The organism is Trichocoleus sp. ST-U2 (assembly GCF_039961875.1).
Taxonomy (GTDB): domain Bacteria; phylum Cyanobacteriota; class Cyanobacteriia; order Cyanobacteriales; family FACHB-T130; genus FACHB-T130.
In genome coordinates, this window is record NZ_JAMPJY010000037.1 from 43,473 (window position 1) to 61,660 (window position 18,188).

The following is an 18,188-nucleotide window of genomic DNA, read 5'->3' on the forward strand; positions in this document are numbered from 1 at the left end:
CCTGAAAAGGTGGAAGATGCCAATCTAGCTTTCCTTATCCATATTGATTCTCATAAATCAATTGAACTCAAGAAAGGAGTAAGACTCAAGCAATTGCCTTTTGAAGGTGCTGTTTATATTATTGGAAATGGAGAAAATCTCTATCCAACAGGTTTCGACACTTTATTTGGTGCTAAGGCGGGAATCACGTTAAGCCTCCGATCTCGGATAAGAGAAGCCTTCAATTATCGATTTATAACGAAATCAATTCGTAGCGAATTTGGCTTGTATAAACTGAATTAGAAATTATAAATAAGCCTTACAAGGAAAAATAGTTATAAAGCAATTTATTCATTTGACAGGTTGCGCGATCGCATCACTTCTTTTTCGCAGACGTCCCAAAAATAGAGAATAATATTCACTAAGCCTAATATTTTGCTTCCATCTTCTAAAATAACTGGAGTTCCTTCACCCTTAATAGGCAATAAGTCTGCCATACCTGAGATTATAAATAAACTAAAACCGACTAGCAACAGAATATAGGGTGTTGATAATATTCTGCGCCAAAATGCAACGATATAGCTCACTAAACCAAGACCGTATAGGGAATACATAATCACCTTTGGGATACCCACTAATAAATCCAGCGTCAAAGTGAGCCGAAATATATCATCCAATAGAAAAATAGTCAGCGCGATCGCAGAGAAGAGGATAAAGGGATCGCCTTTGTGACTATGACGAATTCTTTTTAGTAAGGTAAAGCTAAATAAACAGATCGTTAAAGAGATGCACCAGAGGATTTCTGAAAAGTGAGTGAAAAGAGCCAGGTAAGGGATGTCTTTACGAAAAGGTTCAGCAAATAGAAGTTTTATGAAATTAACTCTGGCATAGTAGTCTGAACCGTAGTAGGTGCCTGCCATTTTGACATAGACTGTCATTCCCAGAAACAGTAACAGGACTAGACCATTAAAAACGAGAACGGAGCGGTCTTCTATGATTTGCTTTCTGAGGTCTTGCCAGATTTTTTTTATTTGATGATTCCGCATTTTTATTCAAGCTAGTTATGATTATTTTATAATAGAAAAACACAACGGATTTAAATAGTTAAGTTTTTGTACATCTTTATGTATTTGAGTATAAATAAATTTTAGCAAACGAGTCCAGGGAACCGGGAAATATGTTTGATTTATCTTTGGACTGAAGCTTTCTGTACTTCAAGGAATACAGCAGACGAATAGATAGCTTGAGCAGTTAAAAAGAGTTGGAGCCACAAAGGGTTGGGGAGACAATCAAGCGAAATTCTGTAATCTAGTCATTAGGTCAGCTTAAGTTATGTTCGTTTTATCGTTACTGTTTATTTTTGCATTAGGCTTAGTATGCCTCAACCTAAAATATTTAAAGGATCGTTAGGTTATTGTCTTTAGATCGGGCTTGGGAACCGCGTTAAGAAAGTCGGTGTAGTAATTGACAGCTTCTCGCATGACTGCTGTTATATGTCTGAGCTTTTAGGGAACGCTAAAATATAACCTCAATGAGGTAAGTCTTTCAGTTTGGTTTCGGTACAGTTTTTGTCTTGCATTAAGGGAATAAAGAGAAGGAGTAACTACCTATGGCAACGAGCATCATGCAGCGTAATAATGTCCAGATGCTGGGTGATGGCAGCCAGACAATCATCTTTGCCCACGGTTTTGGCTCGGATCAGACGGCTTGGCGACATCAGGTAGCAGCCTTCGCACCTAATTTTCGCATTGTACTATTCGACCATGTAGGGGGAGGTAAGTCAGATTTTTCTGCCTATAGTCCGCGCCGCTACAGCAGCTTATACAGCTATGCTGAGGATTTGCTGGATTTATGTGCCGAGTTAAAGTTAACCAAGAGCATCTTGGTGGGGCACTCGGTCAGTGGGATGGTTAGTTTACTGGCAGCATTAGTCGAGCCTGATTGCTTTAGCCAACTGATCTTTCTAGATGCGTCCCCCCGTTATCTCAACGATGACGGATATGTTGGTGGCTTCGAGCAGTCTGACTTAGATACACTCTATGCAGCCATGTCAACCAACTACTATGCTTGGGCTAGCGGTTTTGCGCCGATCGCAATGGCTACTCAGGATAAACCTGAATTGGCAGCGGAGTTTGCTAATACGCTAGCCGCTATCCGTCCAGATATCGCGCAAGCGGTCGCTAAAGTGATTTTCCAGTCTGACCACCGAGATGATTTACCACGATTGAATGTACCGACTGTGATTTTACAGGCAAGCGATGATATTGCGGTACCGCCTGAAGTTGGTCAGTACATGGCAGATAAAATTCCTCAAGGTAAGCTGATGAATATCGCTGCTAGAGGACACTTACCGCATATCAGCGCTCCCGACGTGGTAACGAGTGCAATTGCCCAATGTATCGCCGCTTAAACTTAAATCTTCTTCGATCGCGGTTGCTGCTTTGTCCTCCTGACCGACTACCGACCTTTAGAGCCGTCCTAATCTGGCTAACCCTCTTTTTCGTAGGACTGGGCGTGCTGGATGGATGGAAGCCTATGCAGATGGTCGCCCCAGTCATCTTGACAATATGCACGCTACTGCCCCTACCAGCGGTGCAAGTCGCACCCGCCGCAGGGCTTTGTATTCTGTTGTTGGGACTGCTACATGGCGATTGGCGGCTAACCCGCCAGTCACTTGAGCTGGGCAGTGTGGCTGTGTTCGGAACATTTGTAGGCTCTTTTCTGCGGGGAATCGAGTGGCGGTTGGCGTCCCAATCGGTGCTGACTACTCTTACTAATACCGATACCAGAAATTCTCCCGATATACCGATCCGGCAAGCCCTGATCTTACTGCGGGAGTTTGTTTGTGCCGACGCAGCGATCGCGCTACGCCAACTTGATGATGTCACCGCTGAAGCCTTGGTGTGTATTCCCCAGCAGGCGCTGCCAGATCAACTGACAACGCCCACCTTGTTTGAGAAAGCGATCGCTCAAAATCGCTGTCTCTACTATCCAAACTACCCCGCTACTCCCGGTGCTTCTCATGTCTTGGTCGCTAAAGGGACTCAATCCCTCGCCATCCTTCCATTTCAGTATCCCGGTAGGGGCACGACTTTATCAGCGCCCCATAGCGGTGCAATTTTGCTGATCTGGCATCGCCAGACCAGTATCTCCCCACGTCTGCGCCAATTTATTGAGTCGCTACTTGGCGAGTTACGCACCCTTCTACAGTTCAGCGATACCACCTTGCGGCTGGAGAATCTACAAGCCCGCTTCGGTGCCATGTTAGAGACAATCCATCAGGGAGTGGTATTTGTAGATGAAAGTGGGGAGCAAGGGTGGATCAATCAAGCCGCTGCCGAGCAACTGGGACTCACCCCAGGGGCTGTAGAACCCCCCGTGCTAGCTCAGGCGATGGCATTGCTACGCACGAGCGCTGATAATCAACAGGAAATCGTGGCGCAGGCAGCAAAGTTTTTTTCCCAACCTCAAGCAGTCATTCGCAACTGGATCTGGGTGTTCAAAGGCGACACGCCAAAAACCCTAAGTATCTCTAGCACGGCGACGCGGATACACGACGTGCCCGGTCGCCTCTGGATATTCGATGATATTACCGAGCGATATTTCGCGCAACTGGCACTCGTCGAGCGTACTCAGGAATTATCCCAGGCGAATTTGGAACTGGAAAAGGCAAAAGCAGCAGCTGAAGCAGCAACTCGCATTAAGAGCCAATTCCTCGCCAATATGAGCCACGAAATCCGCACCCCGATGAATGCAATTATCGGCATGACGGGACTGCTACTCAACACTGAGTTAACTCCTCAGCAGCGAGATTTTGTGGAAACCACCCAAAGCAGTGGCGATGCATTGCTAACGCTAATCAACGACATTCTTGACCTTTCTAAAATTGAGTCAGGCAAGCTGGAATTAGAAAAGCATTCTTTTAATTTGCGAGTTTGTGTTGAAGAAGCCCTCGATTTATTAGCTTTCAAAGCAGCCGAAAAAAATCTGGAATTAGCATATTTAATTCATCCGGGAACCCCGCTCTCGATTGTGGGAGATGCCAGCCGGTTGCGCCAAATTTTAGTAAATTTGCTTAGTAATGCGGTCAAGTTTACTCAAACTGGAGAGGTAATTGTATCGGTCAGTGCAAAAGAGGCGATCGCTCAGGAAGAATCGGAAATCAGTCACGAGCCAACCCACGCATTGCCCGATTACCAAATCCAATTTGCGGTTAAAGACACCGGCATTGGGATTCCCGCAAACCGGATAGACCGCCTGTTCAAATCTTTCAGTCAAGTCGATGCTTCCACAACTCGCCAATATGGGGGAACCGGGTTGGGACTCGCGATTAGCAATCATCTGAGCGAAATGATGGGCGGTCAGATGTGGGTCGAGAGTATGGGAGCGATCGCGGGAAATCCTCCTTCTAACTGGCAACCTACAATAAAAAAAGCTCCGGGTGCAAAGAGCAACCCTGAATTTCATTCTCCCCTTCAAGAAGGCGAAAGCGTTGCGGCAAAACCGCTAGGGCCTACATCCCCTGCTACGCTCTCGGTCGCTAACAGCCCTCATCCAGACGTAGGCTCTACTTTTTATTTCACCATTGTTGCGGCATCAGCTCTCAATGTCTCTGCGATCGCTTCTCAAAATCCTCAACCTCAGTTAGATGAAAAGCGGCTCCTAATCGTGGATGATAACGCTACAAATCGCCAAATATTGACGCTACAAGCCCAATCTTGGGGAATGCTGACTTGGGCGGCTGAATCTGGTTTTGAAGCCCTCGACTGGTTGAACTTAGGGGAACCGTTTGATATCGCCATTCTGGATATGCAAATGCCACACATGGATGGTCTGACTTTAGCGGCTAAAATCCGTCAGCTGCCTAACTATGAAAAATTACCCTTAATTGTGTTGACCTCCATCGACAGGCCAGAAAGGAGTCATGATGTCCAAGCCGTCGATTTCGCGGCATTCCTCACCAAACCCGTTAAACAATCCCATCTCTATAATGTCTTGAGCCATATCTTGGGGGAACAGCCGATCCAGGTAAAGCCCTCGCGCTCAAATATACCGGCAATCAATCCCCAACGAGGGGTACAATTTCCCCTGCGGATTCTGTTAGCAGAAGACAATATTGTGAATCAAAAGGTAGCCTTGTATTTACTATCCCAGATGGGCTATCGAGCAGATATTGCGAGTAATGGATTAGAAGTGCTAGAAGCTCTACATCGCCAATCCTATGACGTGGTACTGATGGATGTGCAGATGCCAGAAATGGATGGATTGACAGCGACTCGCCGCATCATTGGGGAATGGTTGCCTGCTGCTCGTCCCCGCATCGTTGCCATGACAGCGAATGCGATGCAAGGAGATCGAGAAGAATGTCTCAAGGCAGGCATGGATGACTACCTGAGCAAACCGATCCGAACCGAGGAACTCATCCAAGCTTTGAGCAAGTGTCAGCCTTTAAGCGAGGCTGAGGAACCAGGATTGTTAGCGAAGCAGCACGTTAGCGAATCCAAGAGCGATCGCGCCTTAGTCCAGACTGAGGAAGAAATAGACAGTAGAAGAATTCCCCCCGTCATCCCGTCACCCCCGCACCCCTCTCTTCCGACTCCCCAACTCAGTCCTCAGCCCTCAGTCCTCAGTCCTTCTATCGACAGTAGAAGAATTCCTCCCGTCATCCCGTCACCCCCTCAGCCCTCTCTTCCGACTCCCCAACTCAGTCCTCAGTCCTCAGCCCTCAGCACTTCCATTGATGCCAAAGTATTGCAATCATTTCGCAAAATGGTCGGTGAAGAAGATGCCGAGGCGATTTTAGGAGAGATGATCGATTGCTACCTCGACGATGCGCCAAAACTCTTGGAAGCGATCGCGATCGCAGTTGCCCAAGCAAATGCACCCCAGTTGCAACGCACCGCTCACACCCTCAAGTCAAGCAGTGCCACCCTAGGTGCCACAACCCTCGCCCAACTCTGTAAAGAGTTAGAAATCATGGCTCGGACTGGAAATCTTCAAAATGCATTAGACAAATTGCCGCAGCTTGAAGCTGAGTATGAACAAGTTAAGGCGGATTTGCACTCTCAACGCCAGCCAAATTAGCTATGAACACCACCGACGCTAATCAACATACTCCCCTCATCCTCGTCGTAGATGACGACAAATTCATGCGGCTTCAACTTCGCCGAGCGATGGAACAAGCCGGATACGAGGTAGCAGAAGCAAGCGACGGAGAGGAAGGTTTAGCCGCCTACACGCGCCTACACCCAGATATTGTGCTGCTGGATGCCATGATGCCAGTGATGGATGGTTTTACCTGCTGTCATCTATTGCGTACCCTTCCAGAGGGCGATTCTCGTGGAGAGAAGTTTGGCGATTCTCCTACAGCGACGGGAACCGCTGAAAAAAGTCGCCCCCCTGGAGGATCGCGGAACACACCCGTATTGATGATTACAGCTCTTGAAGATCAAGAATCGGTCGATCAAGCATTTGAGGCAGGTGCCATTGATTACATTACCAAGCCGATTCACTGGGCAGTTCTGCGCCAGCGCGTGCGTCGTGTCCTCCAAGCTAGCCAAGCAACAGAGGAATTGCGACAGCAAACTGAGCGGGCACAAATGAGCGAGGAGCGACTAAGGTTAGCCCTAGAAGCTGCCCACATGGGCACCTGGGACTGGAATATCCATAACGGCAAAGTTGTTTTCTCCGCAACCGCAGAAGCGAATTTTGGTCTTCCCCCAGGTTCCTTTGACGGCACCTATCAAAGCTTCCTCACCAAAATCCATCCTCAAGACCTAGAATTAGTCACTCAAGCTTTAGTACGCCCCGTGGAAGAAGGAGCGGACTATGACATCGAATACCGGATTATTTGGTCGGATGGTAGCGTTCATTGGATAGCCAGCAAAGGTCAAGTTTATTACGACCAAACCGGCAAACCCATCCGTGTGAACGGCATCAACATGGACATCACCGAGCGCAAGCACTCGGAACAAAAAATTTGCGAACAAGCGGCTCTACTGGATATCGCCACAGATGCAATTCTGGTTCAAAATCTAGACAACCAAATCTTATTTTGGAACCAAGGTGCGGAACGTCTCTATGGCTGGAAGCAAGAAGAAGCCCTCGGCAATAACACTGCTGAGCTGTTGCATAAGCAAATTTCACTAAAACTTCGAGCCGCCCAAAAAACTCTCATCGAGGAAGGAGAGTGGTATGGGGAGTTGTATCAAATGACCAAATCTGGTCGAGAAATCATTGTTGAAAGTCGCTGGACGCTCGTGCGCGATGAGGCGGAAAACCCAAAAGCAATTCTGATTGTCAACACCAATATAACCGAAAAAAAACAACTAGAAAGGCAGTTTCTCCGCGCTCAGCGTATGGAAAGCTTAGGAACGCTGGCTAGCGGCATTGCCCACGATTTAAACAATGTGCTAGCGCCTATTTTGATGTCAGTTCAACTTCTGCAAATCAAGATCCAGGATCGCCAGAGTCAACAGCTGCTTTCCATCCTCGAAACGAATGCCAAACGCGGAGCTGATTTAGTTAAACAGGTGCTTTCTTTTGCGCGAGGCATGGAAGGCGAACGGACAAATCTCCAAGTCGGGCACCTAATTTACGAGATTGCGAAGATCGCAAATGAAACTTTCCCTAAATCAATCGAGATTCATACGCATATCCAGACAAGAGAGCTGTGGCCTGTTTCTGGCGATGCTACTCAACTACATCAGGTACTGATCAATCTTTGCGTCAATGCTCGTGATGCCATGCCAGATGGCGGGACGTTGAAGATTTCCGCCGACAATACAGTAATTGATGAAAACTATGCCAGGATGAACTCAGGTGCAAAAGTGGGTGCCCATATTGTGATTAGTGTCTCTGATAGTGGAGTGGGAATGCCTACTGAGATGCTTGATAGAATCTTTGAGCCATTTTTCACAACTAAAGAAATTGGCAAAGGTACGGGTCTGGGTCTTTCAACTGTTCTTGGCATCATCAAAAGCCACGGTGGTTTTTTGAATGTATATAGCGAAGTGGGAAAAGGCACAGAATTTAAGATCTACTTGCCAGCAATCGAGGGAGAATTAACATCGCAAGCTCTAAAAAAACCATCTAATCTGTTAACTGGAAACGGCGAGTGTATTCTGGTTGTTGATGACGAAGCTTCAATTTCTCAAGTGACTCAAGCATCTCTAGAAACTTATGGCTATAAAGTTTTAACTGCGAGCGATGGGATTGAGGCAGTCGTACTGTATGCCCAGCATAAAACGGAAATTAGTGTTGTACTCCTCGATATGATGATGCCGTCTATGGACGGGCCAACAACGATTCGCACGCTACAAAAAATTAACCCGCAAGTTAAAATTATTGCGGTTAGCGGACTCTTATCTAACGATAGGGTGAGTGAGCTGGCTCGCGCTGGGGTCACAACCGTTTTGTCAAAACCCTACACTACAGAAGAGTTGTTGAAAGCCTTACATGAGGTAATCATCTAATGCAAGACTTAACAGCAACTGCTCAACTGATGCCATACTTTCTCTGCATGATTTCCTGACGACAAACGTACCAAAAGTAAAATGCGATATTGAGGATTCCCAGTAACTTCGTGCCATCTTCTAGCATTGCCGGAGTACCATTTCCTTTGATGTGCAAGATGTCCACTAAGCCAGAAATGCCAAATAAGATACCCGCAATTATCAGCAATACATAAGGCGTTGATAAAAGTTTGCGCCAGAAGCATAAACCATAAGCGATCGCGCCAGTACCGTATACTAAGTACATCACCCCTTTGGGCACCTTAGCTACATCTCTCAAAATTAAGGTAATCCGAAATAAATCGTCGGCTAATAAAACAAAAATCCCAATCGCAGAACATAAGATAAATAGATTTGCTTTGCGATTGGGAGAAATTATGTTTAGCAAGCTAAAGCTAAACAAACAAACTGTACCTGAAAGGCACCATAACACTTCAGAGACACTCGTTAATAAGCCGTAGTAGGGTCGTCGGATTGAGAAGGGATCTGCAAAAAGAAATTCAATCCCTTGACCTTTTCCCAGAAATTTTGCGTAAACTGACAGCGCCAAAAATACTAATACAGTTCCGCCATTCAAGAAGAGGATCGGGCGATCGGCTTCTATTTGCTTTTTACTTTCTTGCAAGATTTTATTAAATACGTGAAGCTGCATTCTTATTCAAATCAGTTATCACCTATTTAACATAGCTGATAACTGATTGTACCGGCTACAGTTTAAATAGAAGCCGTTCTGTAGGTTACAACTTCTTGAGGCACGGTAGGAGCCTGAGAATTGATTTTTCTGGAATAAGTAACTCTCGCTAAAGAAATCCAGGCGGCAAGCGAAAACATGGCTGGATATGCCATCTTGAGTGCCATTAAGATTTTTCCTTGCTTGAGTCCTACCAAACTCCAATGCAGTTTGAGAAACGCCTTAATTTCCTCAAGTTTCGGAATAGATGAGCGATATTTTTCATGCACTAACGGGTAGATTCTTTCCTTGATTAAGATATTGGTTTCTAACCGTTTTTGCAGTGAAAACTTCTGATTGCATCCACCCGGCCATAATGTCCGGAAGGTAAGATACTGATTAACAAATGCGGCATCCCCATATTGGGCAATTTTCACCCAAGAGTCGATGTCATCGCAGTTACCATCTAAAGCCGAATCCCAACCGCCTGACTTGAGAAAGGCATCTTTTTTGAAAGCAACTTGAACGGGTGTCCCAAAAGGAACCACTTCCATCAACATCCCATAGTGGATATCCTCTTGTTTCACGTAAAATAGTTTGCCAGGACCGCTCGGCTTGGTGCGGGTAACTTCTTCACCGTTGACATCAACTTGAACGGCTTGACACGAGCAAATCGCTGCTTGAGGACGTTGAGCGATCGCTTTTACCATTTCCCAGACACAATTGGGTGCCAGATAGTCATCATCATCCAGCGGTTTGATCCAGTCTCCCGTTGCCACGGCAACCCCAGCGTTTACGGTAGCGGAGTGACCGCTATTGACTGGGTTGCGGTAGTAAACCACGCGATCGCCCAAGCTGCGGACATATTCTTCGGTACCGTCCGTGGAACAGTCATCTGCTACTACCACTTCGCAGGGCATCGTTTGTGCCAGCGCTGATTCAATCGCCCGTCGTAGCAGCGGTAAACGATTATAGGTTGTAATTACGATGCTAAATTTCAGCATATAGAGCAGCTCCTGAGCCGTTATAAAGTTATTTGTTATCAGCGCAGCTTTCTACTTAAGCCACAAAAGTCAGGTACTTTTTCAATCCGTTCGTTTACTTTTTCAGCCCTTAGGGGGATGAATTAGCCGATTTTACTTACGTAAGTACACTAACATCTACCCGTAGATAGAGAATAGACTTGCAAAATTTATCCGTATAAACACTTATCTTAAGCAATTTTTTTGAAGAAAGCATCAAGATAAGGTGAAGAAAATGTATATCCCGGATAATCTTCTTAAAGTTTTCGTAAAGATATCGGCAACTCGCTATCAATTCATCGGTTTGTATCATTAAATACAAACAAATTTCACAAAAGACGCGATCGCTCGGAAACCCGATTCTACAGTATCAACCATGAACTCACCGTGCTTTTAGGGATGATAACTTCGGCAGGTTTTGGGGAACTCAGTTAAGGAAAGAAGTTTCTATTGCTGTTAGAGACGCTGCCGCCAGTGAGTCGGAGCGATGTCCCATCATCTGCTTTTACAGGCAGCTATAGTGGGAAAAGTGCCAAAGCCTACAGCACGCTGCGCTTACCGCGTAGCGATACTTGTAGGGGTTATCGTCGCCTAACCATCATGAGCGAATTCCCAGATTTTTCCGATTTAGGCTATCAAATCGAAAGAGAGCTAGGGCACAACCCTTGCGGGGGTCGAGTTACTTACCTGGCAAGCCGTACCAATACACAGCAGCGCGTCGTTATCAAGCAATTTCAGTTTGCCCAGTCGGGTGCCCGCTGGTCAGACTATCAAGCTTACGAGCAAGAAATTAAGGTGCTACAGCAGCTGAACTCACCCAGCATTCCCCAGTACCTCGATTCCTTTGAAACTCCCACTGGCTTTTGCCTGGTTCAAGAATATAAACCGGCTCCCTGTGTCTCTACATCGCGTCACTTTACCCCAGAGGAAGTCAAGCAAATTGCCATTGCCCTGTTAGAAGTTTTAGTCTACTTACAACAGCAAAATCCCCCGATTATTCATCGAGATATTAAGCCGGAAAATATCTTAGTGGATGAACAACTGAAGGTTTACCTGGTAGATTTTGGCTTGGCTCGCATCGGAGGTGGGGAAGTCGCCGCCAGCAGTACCGTCAAAGGCACGTTGGGATTTATGCCGCCAGAACAGGTGTTCAATCGCCAACTCACCCAAGCATCTGACTTATATAGTCTCGGCGCGACGCTGATTTGCTTGCTCACCCAAACCAAATCTACGGAAATTGGCAATTTAGTTGATGAAGCTTATCGGATCGATTTTAAGCAGATGGTGCCGCATCTGAGTCGGCAATTTGTAGACTGGCTCTCAAAAATGACGGCACCCAGCCTCAAAAATCGCTTCGAGCGTGCAGTGGATGCCCTAGAAGCTCTGAGGTCGATTGGTGTTCGCCGCCGCGTACTCAAGCCAAGTGATATTGTCCACTATGCCAAGGCATTCGGAACTCTAGACCGTCCCACAAAAACTAAGATTCTTGCCGCTGGATTAGTGTTAACATCCCTGGGGTTTGCCACGGTCAAAGACAGACCCAGTTTAGTTAAAGCGGATCTCGTCAGGCAGTTGTTGGAAACTAACCACTGTGACAGATGCGACTTAAGCTATGTTCATCTGAGTCGAGCCGATTTGAGTAACGCCTATCTAACGGGTGCCAACCTTCGAGATGCCTATCTCAGGGGTGCTAACCTCATCGGTGCCGACTTGACGGGTGCCGACCTCAGGAATGCTTACTTGGCAGTTGCCGATTTAACCATTGTTAAGTTCAGGGGTGCCAACCTCGAAGGTGCCGACCTCCAGGATGCTTACTTGGGGAGTGCCGACCTGAGAGGAGTCAAACTCAGGGATGCCAATCTGGAAGCGGCTGACCTTGAGGGTGCCGACTTGACGGGTGCTGACCTCAGGGGAGCGAACCTCAAAGATGCCAACTTAGAGGGTGTCACGATAACCGGAGCCAAGCTGACAGCCACCATCATGCCCGATGGCTCGGTTCATCGATAGCTTAATGCAAGTGGTTCCAACGAGCAATCTGGATGATAGCAAAAACAGAGCGATCGCATCCGTTACTTTTGCAGCCATCTGTTATAAAAGACTCACCACCTACATCTATCGATAGGTAGGCTCATGGGTAATTTAGCAGACTTTTCTAGCCAAGGCTATCAAGTAGAACGAGAGCTAGGACAAAATCGCGCCGGGGGTCGAGTCACTTATCTGGCAACGAGTCTGGCAACGAGGGAAAAAACCCATCAGCACGTTGTGATTAAGCAGTTTCAGTTTGCCCAATCCGGTGCCAGCTGGTCAGATTATGATGCTTACGAGCAAGAAATTCAACTACTGCGCTGTCTGAATCATCCCAACATTCCCCAGTACCTTGATTCCTTTGAAACTCCCACTGGCTTTTGCCTGGTTCAAGAATATAAACCCGCTTCCTCCCTGTCTGCGTCACGTCACTTTACCCCACAGGAAGTCAAGCTAATTGCCGTTGCCCTGTTAGAAGTTTTAGTCTACTTACAACAGCAAAATCCCTCAATTATCCATCGAGATATTAAGCCGGAAAATATCTTAGTGGATGAACAATTGAAGGTTTACCTGGTAGATTTTGGCTTGGCTCGCATTGGAGGTGGGGAAGTCGCCGCCAGCAGCACCGTCAAAGGCACGTTGGGATTTATGCCGCCAGAACAGGTGTTCAATCGTCAACTCACCCAAGCATCTGACTTATATAGTCTCGGTGCAACGCTGGTTTGCTTGCTTACCCAAACCAAATCCACTGAAATTGGCAATTTAGTTGATGAAGCTTATCGGATCGATTTTAAGCAGATGGTGCCAAAACTGAATCCACAGTTTATCCGCTGGTTGGAAAAAATGACGGCACCCAACTGTAAAAATCGCTATCCCAATGCGGTCACTGCTCTGGAAGCACTCAAGCCGATTGATGTAGTCCGCCGTACCACAATTCCCAAGATTCTCCTGCGTCCTACAAAACAAGGGGTGCTGGCAGCTGTAGCATTGCTAACCCTAAGTTTTGTCACTCTCAACACCGTGACTCGTCTATTCCAAGAACATCAAATCACGCAGTTGAGAAAACAGCACCTTCGGCAGTTGCTCAAAACAAAACAGTGTCGAGGATGCGATTTAAGCGGTGCCAACTTAGCTGGAGCAAGTCTGAATGGTGCCGACTTAAGCGAAGCCAAGTTGATAAAAGCGAACCTGAAGGGTGCTGAACTCAGAAATGCGACGTTGAATCAGGCAAACCTCGCGGGTGTATCCCTAAGCAGTGCTGACCTGAGGGGAGCCAGTTTAGTTGAAGTGCAGTCAAGTTCGGGTCAATCAAGCCGAAGTGATTGTGCCGATTTTAAAGATGCCAACTTGAGCCAAGCTAACTTAAGTGAAGCTAATCTGGGATGTGCCTCCCTATACAATGCCAACCTGAGCAGTGCCGAACTCAGCGGTGCTGACTTAACAGGCGTTGACCTGAGGTATGGCAATTTGAGAGGAGCAACTCTGAAACTGGTGCGCCTCCAGACTGCTAATCTAGGCAGCGCCAGCCTCACAGATGCTAACTTAAGCGGTGCTGACTTAGGGGGTGCTAACTTAAGGAACGCTAACTTAAGTAGTGCCAATCTTAATGATGCAGCTTTAGTGGGTGCCAGCTTATACGGTGCCGACCTCAGTGGTGCCAACCTTGCTCATGCCAACCTCAGCAATGCCAATCTCAAAGAGGTCAACCTCAGCGGTGCCAACCTCAGCGGTGCCAATCTCAAAGATGCAAACTTAAGCTTGAGTCAGCTATTCGGTGCCAATTTAATCGGTGTAAACCTAGAGTCGGCTGATTTGAGTTTTGCTAAGCTGACTGGGTCCAACCTCAGCCGCGCCAACCTAAAGTTTGCTAATTTGAGTTATGCCACTCTAACGCAGTCTAATCTGAGAGGTGCCAATCTCAACCAAGTGAATCTGAGTCAGGCGAACCTGAGCCAAGCAAACCTGGAGTATGCTGACCTGAGTTACGCTAACTTAAAACAGACTAACTTGAGCCGTGCCAACTTGAACCAGACCAAGCTACACCAGACTGACCTGACAAACACAAGAATGCCCGATGGTAGCATTCACAAGTAATCAACATTTAAGTTGACTGAACCCATTACTTAAGCTCTGGATGCGCTGCTACAGAGGGTGGAGGAGTCACCATCTGGTTAATCGTAGAAATCATCTGGTACAAGCGCCCCAAATCCCGTTGGTTGAAGTACAAAACCAGACGAGGTAAATCCAATGTTTCATCGACTGCTTCTTGGGGTAATGCCTGAGTTTTTTCAATTCTTCCCTTCACCAAGATGTCGCTGAAATCAGCATTCAGCTGTTCAACCGCTGCATCCGATATTTCCGACTTAAGACGCAGAACAAATTTATCCTCAACATAACGGCTGGAGTGATAAACCCGGTAAAAGCGATTGATCGCTTCACAAGCGACATCTAAGTTATCTGTAATGGTATACAGGTTTGGATCGTCATGACTCACTAAACCGGGTTCGACTAAATGCTTGCGAACATAAGCATCCCAGGACGACCAGTAATCGCCGCCAGGACGGTCAATTAAGACCATCGGCACAGGACCATATCTTCCCGTCTGGCAAAGCGTCAAACACTCCAAGGCTTCATCCTGCGTGCCAAAGCCACCGGGAAAGAGAGCGATCGCATCGCTTTCTCGCAAGAAAAACAGCTTCCGGGTGAAAAAATACTTAAAAGGAATCAGCTTGGGGTCGCCTTCAATAAACGGGTTTGCTCCCTGCTCAAAAGGTAGCTGAATATTCAAACCAAACGATTTTTCAGCTCCCGCGCCTTCGTTTCCCGCCTGCATAATCCCCCCACCGGCACCCGTCATCACCATATAACCGAGCTGGGTGACACGGCGAGCAAACTCAACCGCCATGAGGTATTCGGGACTATCAGAGGCAAGGCGAGCCGAACCAAAAATCGTTACTTTGCGGACGTGTCGATAAGGATAAAAAACTTGAAATGCCCGCTCCATATCTTGCATAGAAGCGCTCAAGATTTTCCAGTCCAGCCGGTCGATTTCCTCTCCAGCCAGTCGCACCAGCACTGACAGCGCCCGTTGTATCCATTTTCCGTGTTTCAGGTTCGGTAGCTGGTGAATTAGATCGGCTACGTCTGATTGCAGTGACTCAAGGGCATTAGAAGGAGGAGTGATGGTCATAATTTATGCAAGCACCAGCGGCACTCTATTCTAACGGGATTCGCCCCAGCATCGCCGCTACTGGTATCATCCTATACGATTTTCTCCCCAACCGGCTTTCAGCGCCTGTCTAACAGAAAGGTTGAAGCTTCCATTAAGGGGGCGGAACTCCTCAAAAAAACCCGTTTTCTACAAGAAAACGGGTTTTTTCAGATCGTGCATATCTTTCGTTATTTAAAACAACCTACTGAATAGTTCAAGAAGGCGAGTAAAAAAGACAAATGACAAGCAGAACTGTCAACTCAACTTAGAGAGTCTGGGTTGATAAGCAGCGATTTCCCGCAAAAATAGGTAACTATGCTGACGGTTTATCCATTCTTGCTGGGAAAAAGTTGGTTAGAGATACTTTTCCAAAGTATTTGCCAAAGTGGTTTTGGGAACCGCTCCCACCACCATATCCACCCGTTGACCGCCTTTAAAAATCATGAGCGTGGGAATGCTGCGAATCCCATACTGGCTGGCAACGTTAGGGTTTTCATCGGTATTGAGTTTGACTACTTTTACTTGACCGTCGTACTGCTGGGCAATTTCATCCACCACAGGCGCAACCATCCGGCAAGGTCCGCACCAGGGTGCCCAGAAATCTACTAGAACGGGAACTTCACTGTCAAGTACTTCTTGTTTAAACGAAGCGTCTGTAACTTGTGCGGCTGATGACATGCCTAGAAATCCTTAAGCGTAACAGTTTCTAATTTTTAGCAAATTCTACCATAGGCAAAACAGACATTTTCTGACTCAAAAGGTATACATTTAGACATAATTGACGAGTCAGTGGGTTTGACTGCTGGCTGGCTGGCGGTGATTTTAACCCCAAAAAAGGAACCGCCCGAACAGTAGTCCGGGCGGAGTGTGGTGTGAGGAGTGAACGGAAACATTCGTCTCCGCTTTCTCTATTCTAAGCGACAGCTTTAGATTTTCCAGCCCTCTAAGCAGGAGTCCGGAATTTCTTAAGGAACGCAAATGAGTCAGTGAGTTTATTTACCCATTCCCAACTGCTGTGCTTTCTGGTAGACCTTCCCTTCGGTCAGCAAAGAGGGTGCGATAACGACTTCAACTTGCTGCATCTCCTTGATATCTTTGGCTCCCAGCGTGCCCATACTGGTTCTCAAGGCTCCCAGCAGGTTATGGGTGCCATCATCCAGACCAGCGGGGCCGCGCAGGATTTGTTCGCACGTTCCCGTCGTGCCGACGCGAATGCGTGTACCACGAGGGAGAACGGGGCTAGGTGTTGCCATCCCCCAATGATACCCCCGTCCGGGTGCTTCTTTGGCTCTGGCAAACGGAGAACCAATCATCACGCCGTCAGCACCGCAGGCAAGCGACTTGCAGATATCGCCGCCAGTGATTAAACCGCCATCGGCAATCACGGGGACATAGTTGCCAGTTTCGTGGAAATAGTCATCGCGAGCGGCTGCACAGTCGGCAACCGCGGTTGCTTGGGGAATCCCTACTCCCAAAACGCCGCGAGAGGTACAAGCGGCACCGGGACCAATCCCCACCAGCACGCCAGCGGCACCCGCCTTCATTAAGTTCAGCGTCACGTCGTAGGTGACGCAGTTCCCTAAAATGACCGGGATGGGCATTTCTTGACAGAAGTGAGCCAAATCCAGGGGTGTCACTGACTCAGGCGAGAGGTGAGCGGTGGAAACCACCGTCGCTTGCACAAAGAACAAGTCTGCACCCGCTTTTGCCACCGCTGCGCCGTACTTTGTCGCTCCCGCTGGTGTGGCGCTGACGGCTGCGATGCCGCCTTGTTGCTTAATTTCTTGAATCCGTCGTTCGATTAATTCTTCCTTAACGGGTTCTGCATAGAGTTCTTGCATCAGCGCGACAAACTCTTCTTTGCCCACAGAGGCGATGCGATCTAAAATCGGCTCTGGGTTTTCATAGCGAGTTTGAATTCCTTCTAAGTTGAGGACGCCTAATGCCCCCAGTTGAGAGAGTAAAACTGCCATGCGGACATCTACTACCCCATCCATCGCACTGGCAATAATCGGTATTTCTCGCTCGATGCCGCCGATGCGCCAGCGGGTATCTGCCAAACTGGGGTCTAGTGTCCGATTTCCAGGCACTAGCGCGATTTCATCGATGCCATATGCTCGGCGAGCTGTCTTACCCCGCCCAATTTGAATATCCACTCTTAACTTCCCGTTCCCAAGACTATTTAAGTTAGAGTATCAAATTCAATGGGGAATTTGTTTGGGGCGGGTGGTCAAGTTAGTTTGGGCGATCGCATCCTTGGTTGAGTCTAGTGGGATTATGGAGCGATCGCTTCTTTGTTTCAGGTTCAGTGATTTCTCGTGTTTATTTTCATCCTCATCATTTTCGTTGTTGTTGAGCATCTGGGACAGGTAGCCGAGAATCGCTGCACCTGTGGCAATCCCGCAGATACACTGCTGACTCAACGGGGAGAAGAGGTAACGGAGATGAGCGCAAAAATGCAAATGGAATGCTAAATCGCTTGGTGCAAAAGCTACGAAATCACCATTACTTTGTGTAGAGGGATGCCCTAGAACTACTGGTGCAAGGGAAAGGGGCATGAAGTTTGCAAAAGCGCGAACTGACAAGTCAGCGCTTCGCTATCGCATTCTCAAAAAAGCGCTCAGCACCGATTATTTTGTACAAAGTTCACATCATTAGACCTCTTGCATGAATCAAGAAAATGAGCCAAAAGTAGGTAAGCGTTACTGAATCTGCTCATGCTCTACCAACAGTTGAAAGTCCTCAATCCGAGCGCCTTCAGACGGGCG

The 18,188-nt window shown here is 47.3% G+C and carries 13 protein-coding genes; 6 read left to right on the top strand and 7 right to left on the bottom strand.

Going from position 1 to position 18,188, the window contains the following annotated elements; all coding sequences use genetic code 11:
• Nucleotides 1-9 precede the first annotated feature (9 nt).
• Entirely contained in the window at nucleotides 10-282 is a 273-nt protein-coding gene (locus tag NC996_RS20980) for a hypothetical protein (RefSeq protein WP_199302994.1), read from the top strand.
• 44 nt (nucleotides 283-326) lie between these two features.
• Here NC996_RS20980 and NC996_RS20985 read toward each other — a convergent pair whose 3' ends face one another.
• Complete coding sequence (locus NC996_RS20985) at nucleotides 327-1,025, bottom strand: hypothetical protein (RefSeq protein WP_190684341.1); 699 nt, start codon at nucleotides 1,023-1,025, stop codon at nucleotides 327-329.
• Between the two features lie 563 nt (nucleotides 1,026-1,588).
• Between NC996_RS20985 and NC996_RS20990 the strand changes: the two genes are divergently transcribed.
• The 3 genes from NC996_RS20990 to NC996_RS21000 are packed head-to-tail and all read left to right on the top strand — an operon-like array spanning nucleotide 1,589 to nucleotide 8,453.
• On the top strand, nucleotides 1,589-2,389 hold the full coding sequence (locus tag NC996_RS20990; RefSeq protein ID WP_190412211.1) for an alpha/beta hydrolase: 801 nt from the start codon (nucleotides 1,589-1,591) through the stop codon (nucleotides 2,387-2,389).
• Nucleotides 2,374-6,063 (top strand): response regulator, encoded by a 3,690-nt coding sequence (locus tag NC996_RS20995; RefSeq protein WP_242037498.1) that lies wholly within the window; start codon nucleotides 2,374-2,376, stop codon nucleotides 6,061-6,063. Before NC996_RS20990 ends, NC996_RS20995 begins: the two co-directional genes overlap by 16 nt.
• A gap of 2 nt (nucleotides 6,064-6,065) precedes the next feature.
• Entirely contained in the window at nucleotides 6,066-8,453 is a 2,388-nt protein-coding gene (locus NC996_RS21000; protein ID WP_190436035.1) for a response regulator, read from the top strand.
• Nucleotides 8,454-8,475: 22 nt separating this feature from the next.
• Here the strand turns inward: NC996_RS21000 and NC996_RS21005 are convergent, their stop codons facing one another.
• Together NC996_RS21005 and NC996_RS21010 are read right to left on the bottom strand one after the other, a co-directional pair.
• A complete protein-coding gene (locus NC996_RS21005) occupies nucleotides 8,476-9,144 on the bottom strand; it encodes a hypothetical protein (protein WP_190684344.1) in 669 nt (222 codons plus the stop codon).
• Between the two features lie 62 nt (nucleotides 9,145-9,206).
• The gene (locus NC996_RS21010) at nucleotides 9,207-10,163 is read right to left on the bottom strand and encodes a glycosyltransferase (protein WP_190684360.1); all 957 of its coding nucleotides are present in this window, start codon (nucleotides 10,161-10,163) and stop codon (nucleotides 9,207-9,209) included.
• A 471-nt stretch (nucleotides 10,164-10,634) separates the two neighbouring features.
• Here NC996_RS21010 and NC996_RS21015 point away from each other — a divergent pair, with 471 nt between their 5' ends.
• Entirely contained in the window at nucleotides 10,635-12,191 is a 1,557-nt protein-coding gene (locus NC996_RS21015) for a serine/threonine-protein kinase (protein ID WP_242037499.1), read from the top strand.
• Nucleotides 12,192-12,314: 123 nt separating this feature from the next.
• Complete coding sequence (locus NC996_RS21020; RefSeq protein ID WP_190684347.1) at nucleotides 12,315-14,303, top strand: pentapeptide repeat-containing protein; 1,989 nt, start codon at nucleotides 12,315-12,317, stop codon at nucleotides 14,301-14,303.
• A gap of 25 nt (nucleotides 14,304-14,328) precedes the next feature.
• Here NC996_RS21020 and NC996_RS21025 read toward each other — a convergent pair whose 3' ends face one another.
• From NC996_RS21025 to NC996_RS21040, 4 genes are all read right to left on the bottom strand, one after another.
• On the bottom strand, nucleotides 14,329-15,399 hold the full coding sequence (locus tag NC996_RS21025; RefSeq protein WP_190412215.1) for an LOG family protein: 1,071 nt from the start codon (nucleotides 15,397-15,399) through the stop codon (nucleotides 14,329-14,331).
• 375 nt (nucleotides 15,400-15,774) lie between these two features.
• A complete protein-coding gene (trxA, locus tag NC996_RS21030) occupies nucleotides 15,775-16,098 on the bottom strand; it encodes a thioredoxin (RefSeq protein WP_190412216.1) in 324 nt (107 codons plus the stop codon).
• Nucleotides 16,099-16,412: 314 nt separating this feature from the next.
• A complete protein-coding gene (locus NC996_RS21035) occupies nucleotides 16,413-17,576 on the bottom strand; it encodes a GuaB3 family IMP dehydrogenase-related protein (protein ID WP_190412217.1) in 1,164 nt (387 codons plus the stop codon).
• 45 nt (nucleotides 17,577-17,621) lie between these two features.
• Nucleotides 17,622-17,978, bottom strand: a complete 357-nt coding sequence (locus NC996_RS21040) for a hypothetical protein (protein ID WP_190684350.1) — start codon at nucleotides 17,976-17,978, stop codon at nucleotides 17,622-17,624.
• Nucleotides 17,979-18,188 lie beyond the last annotated feature (210 nt).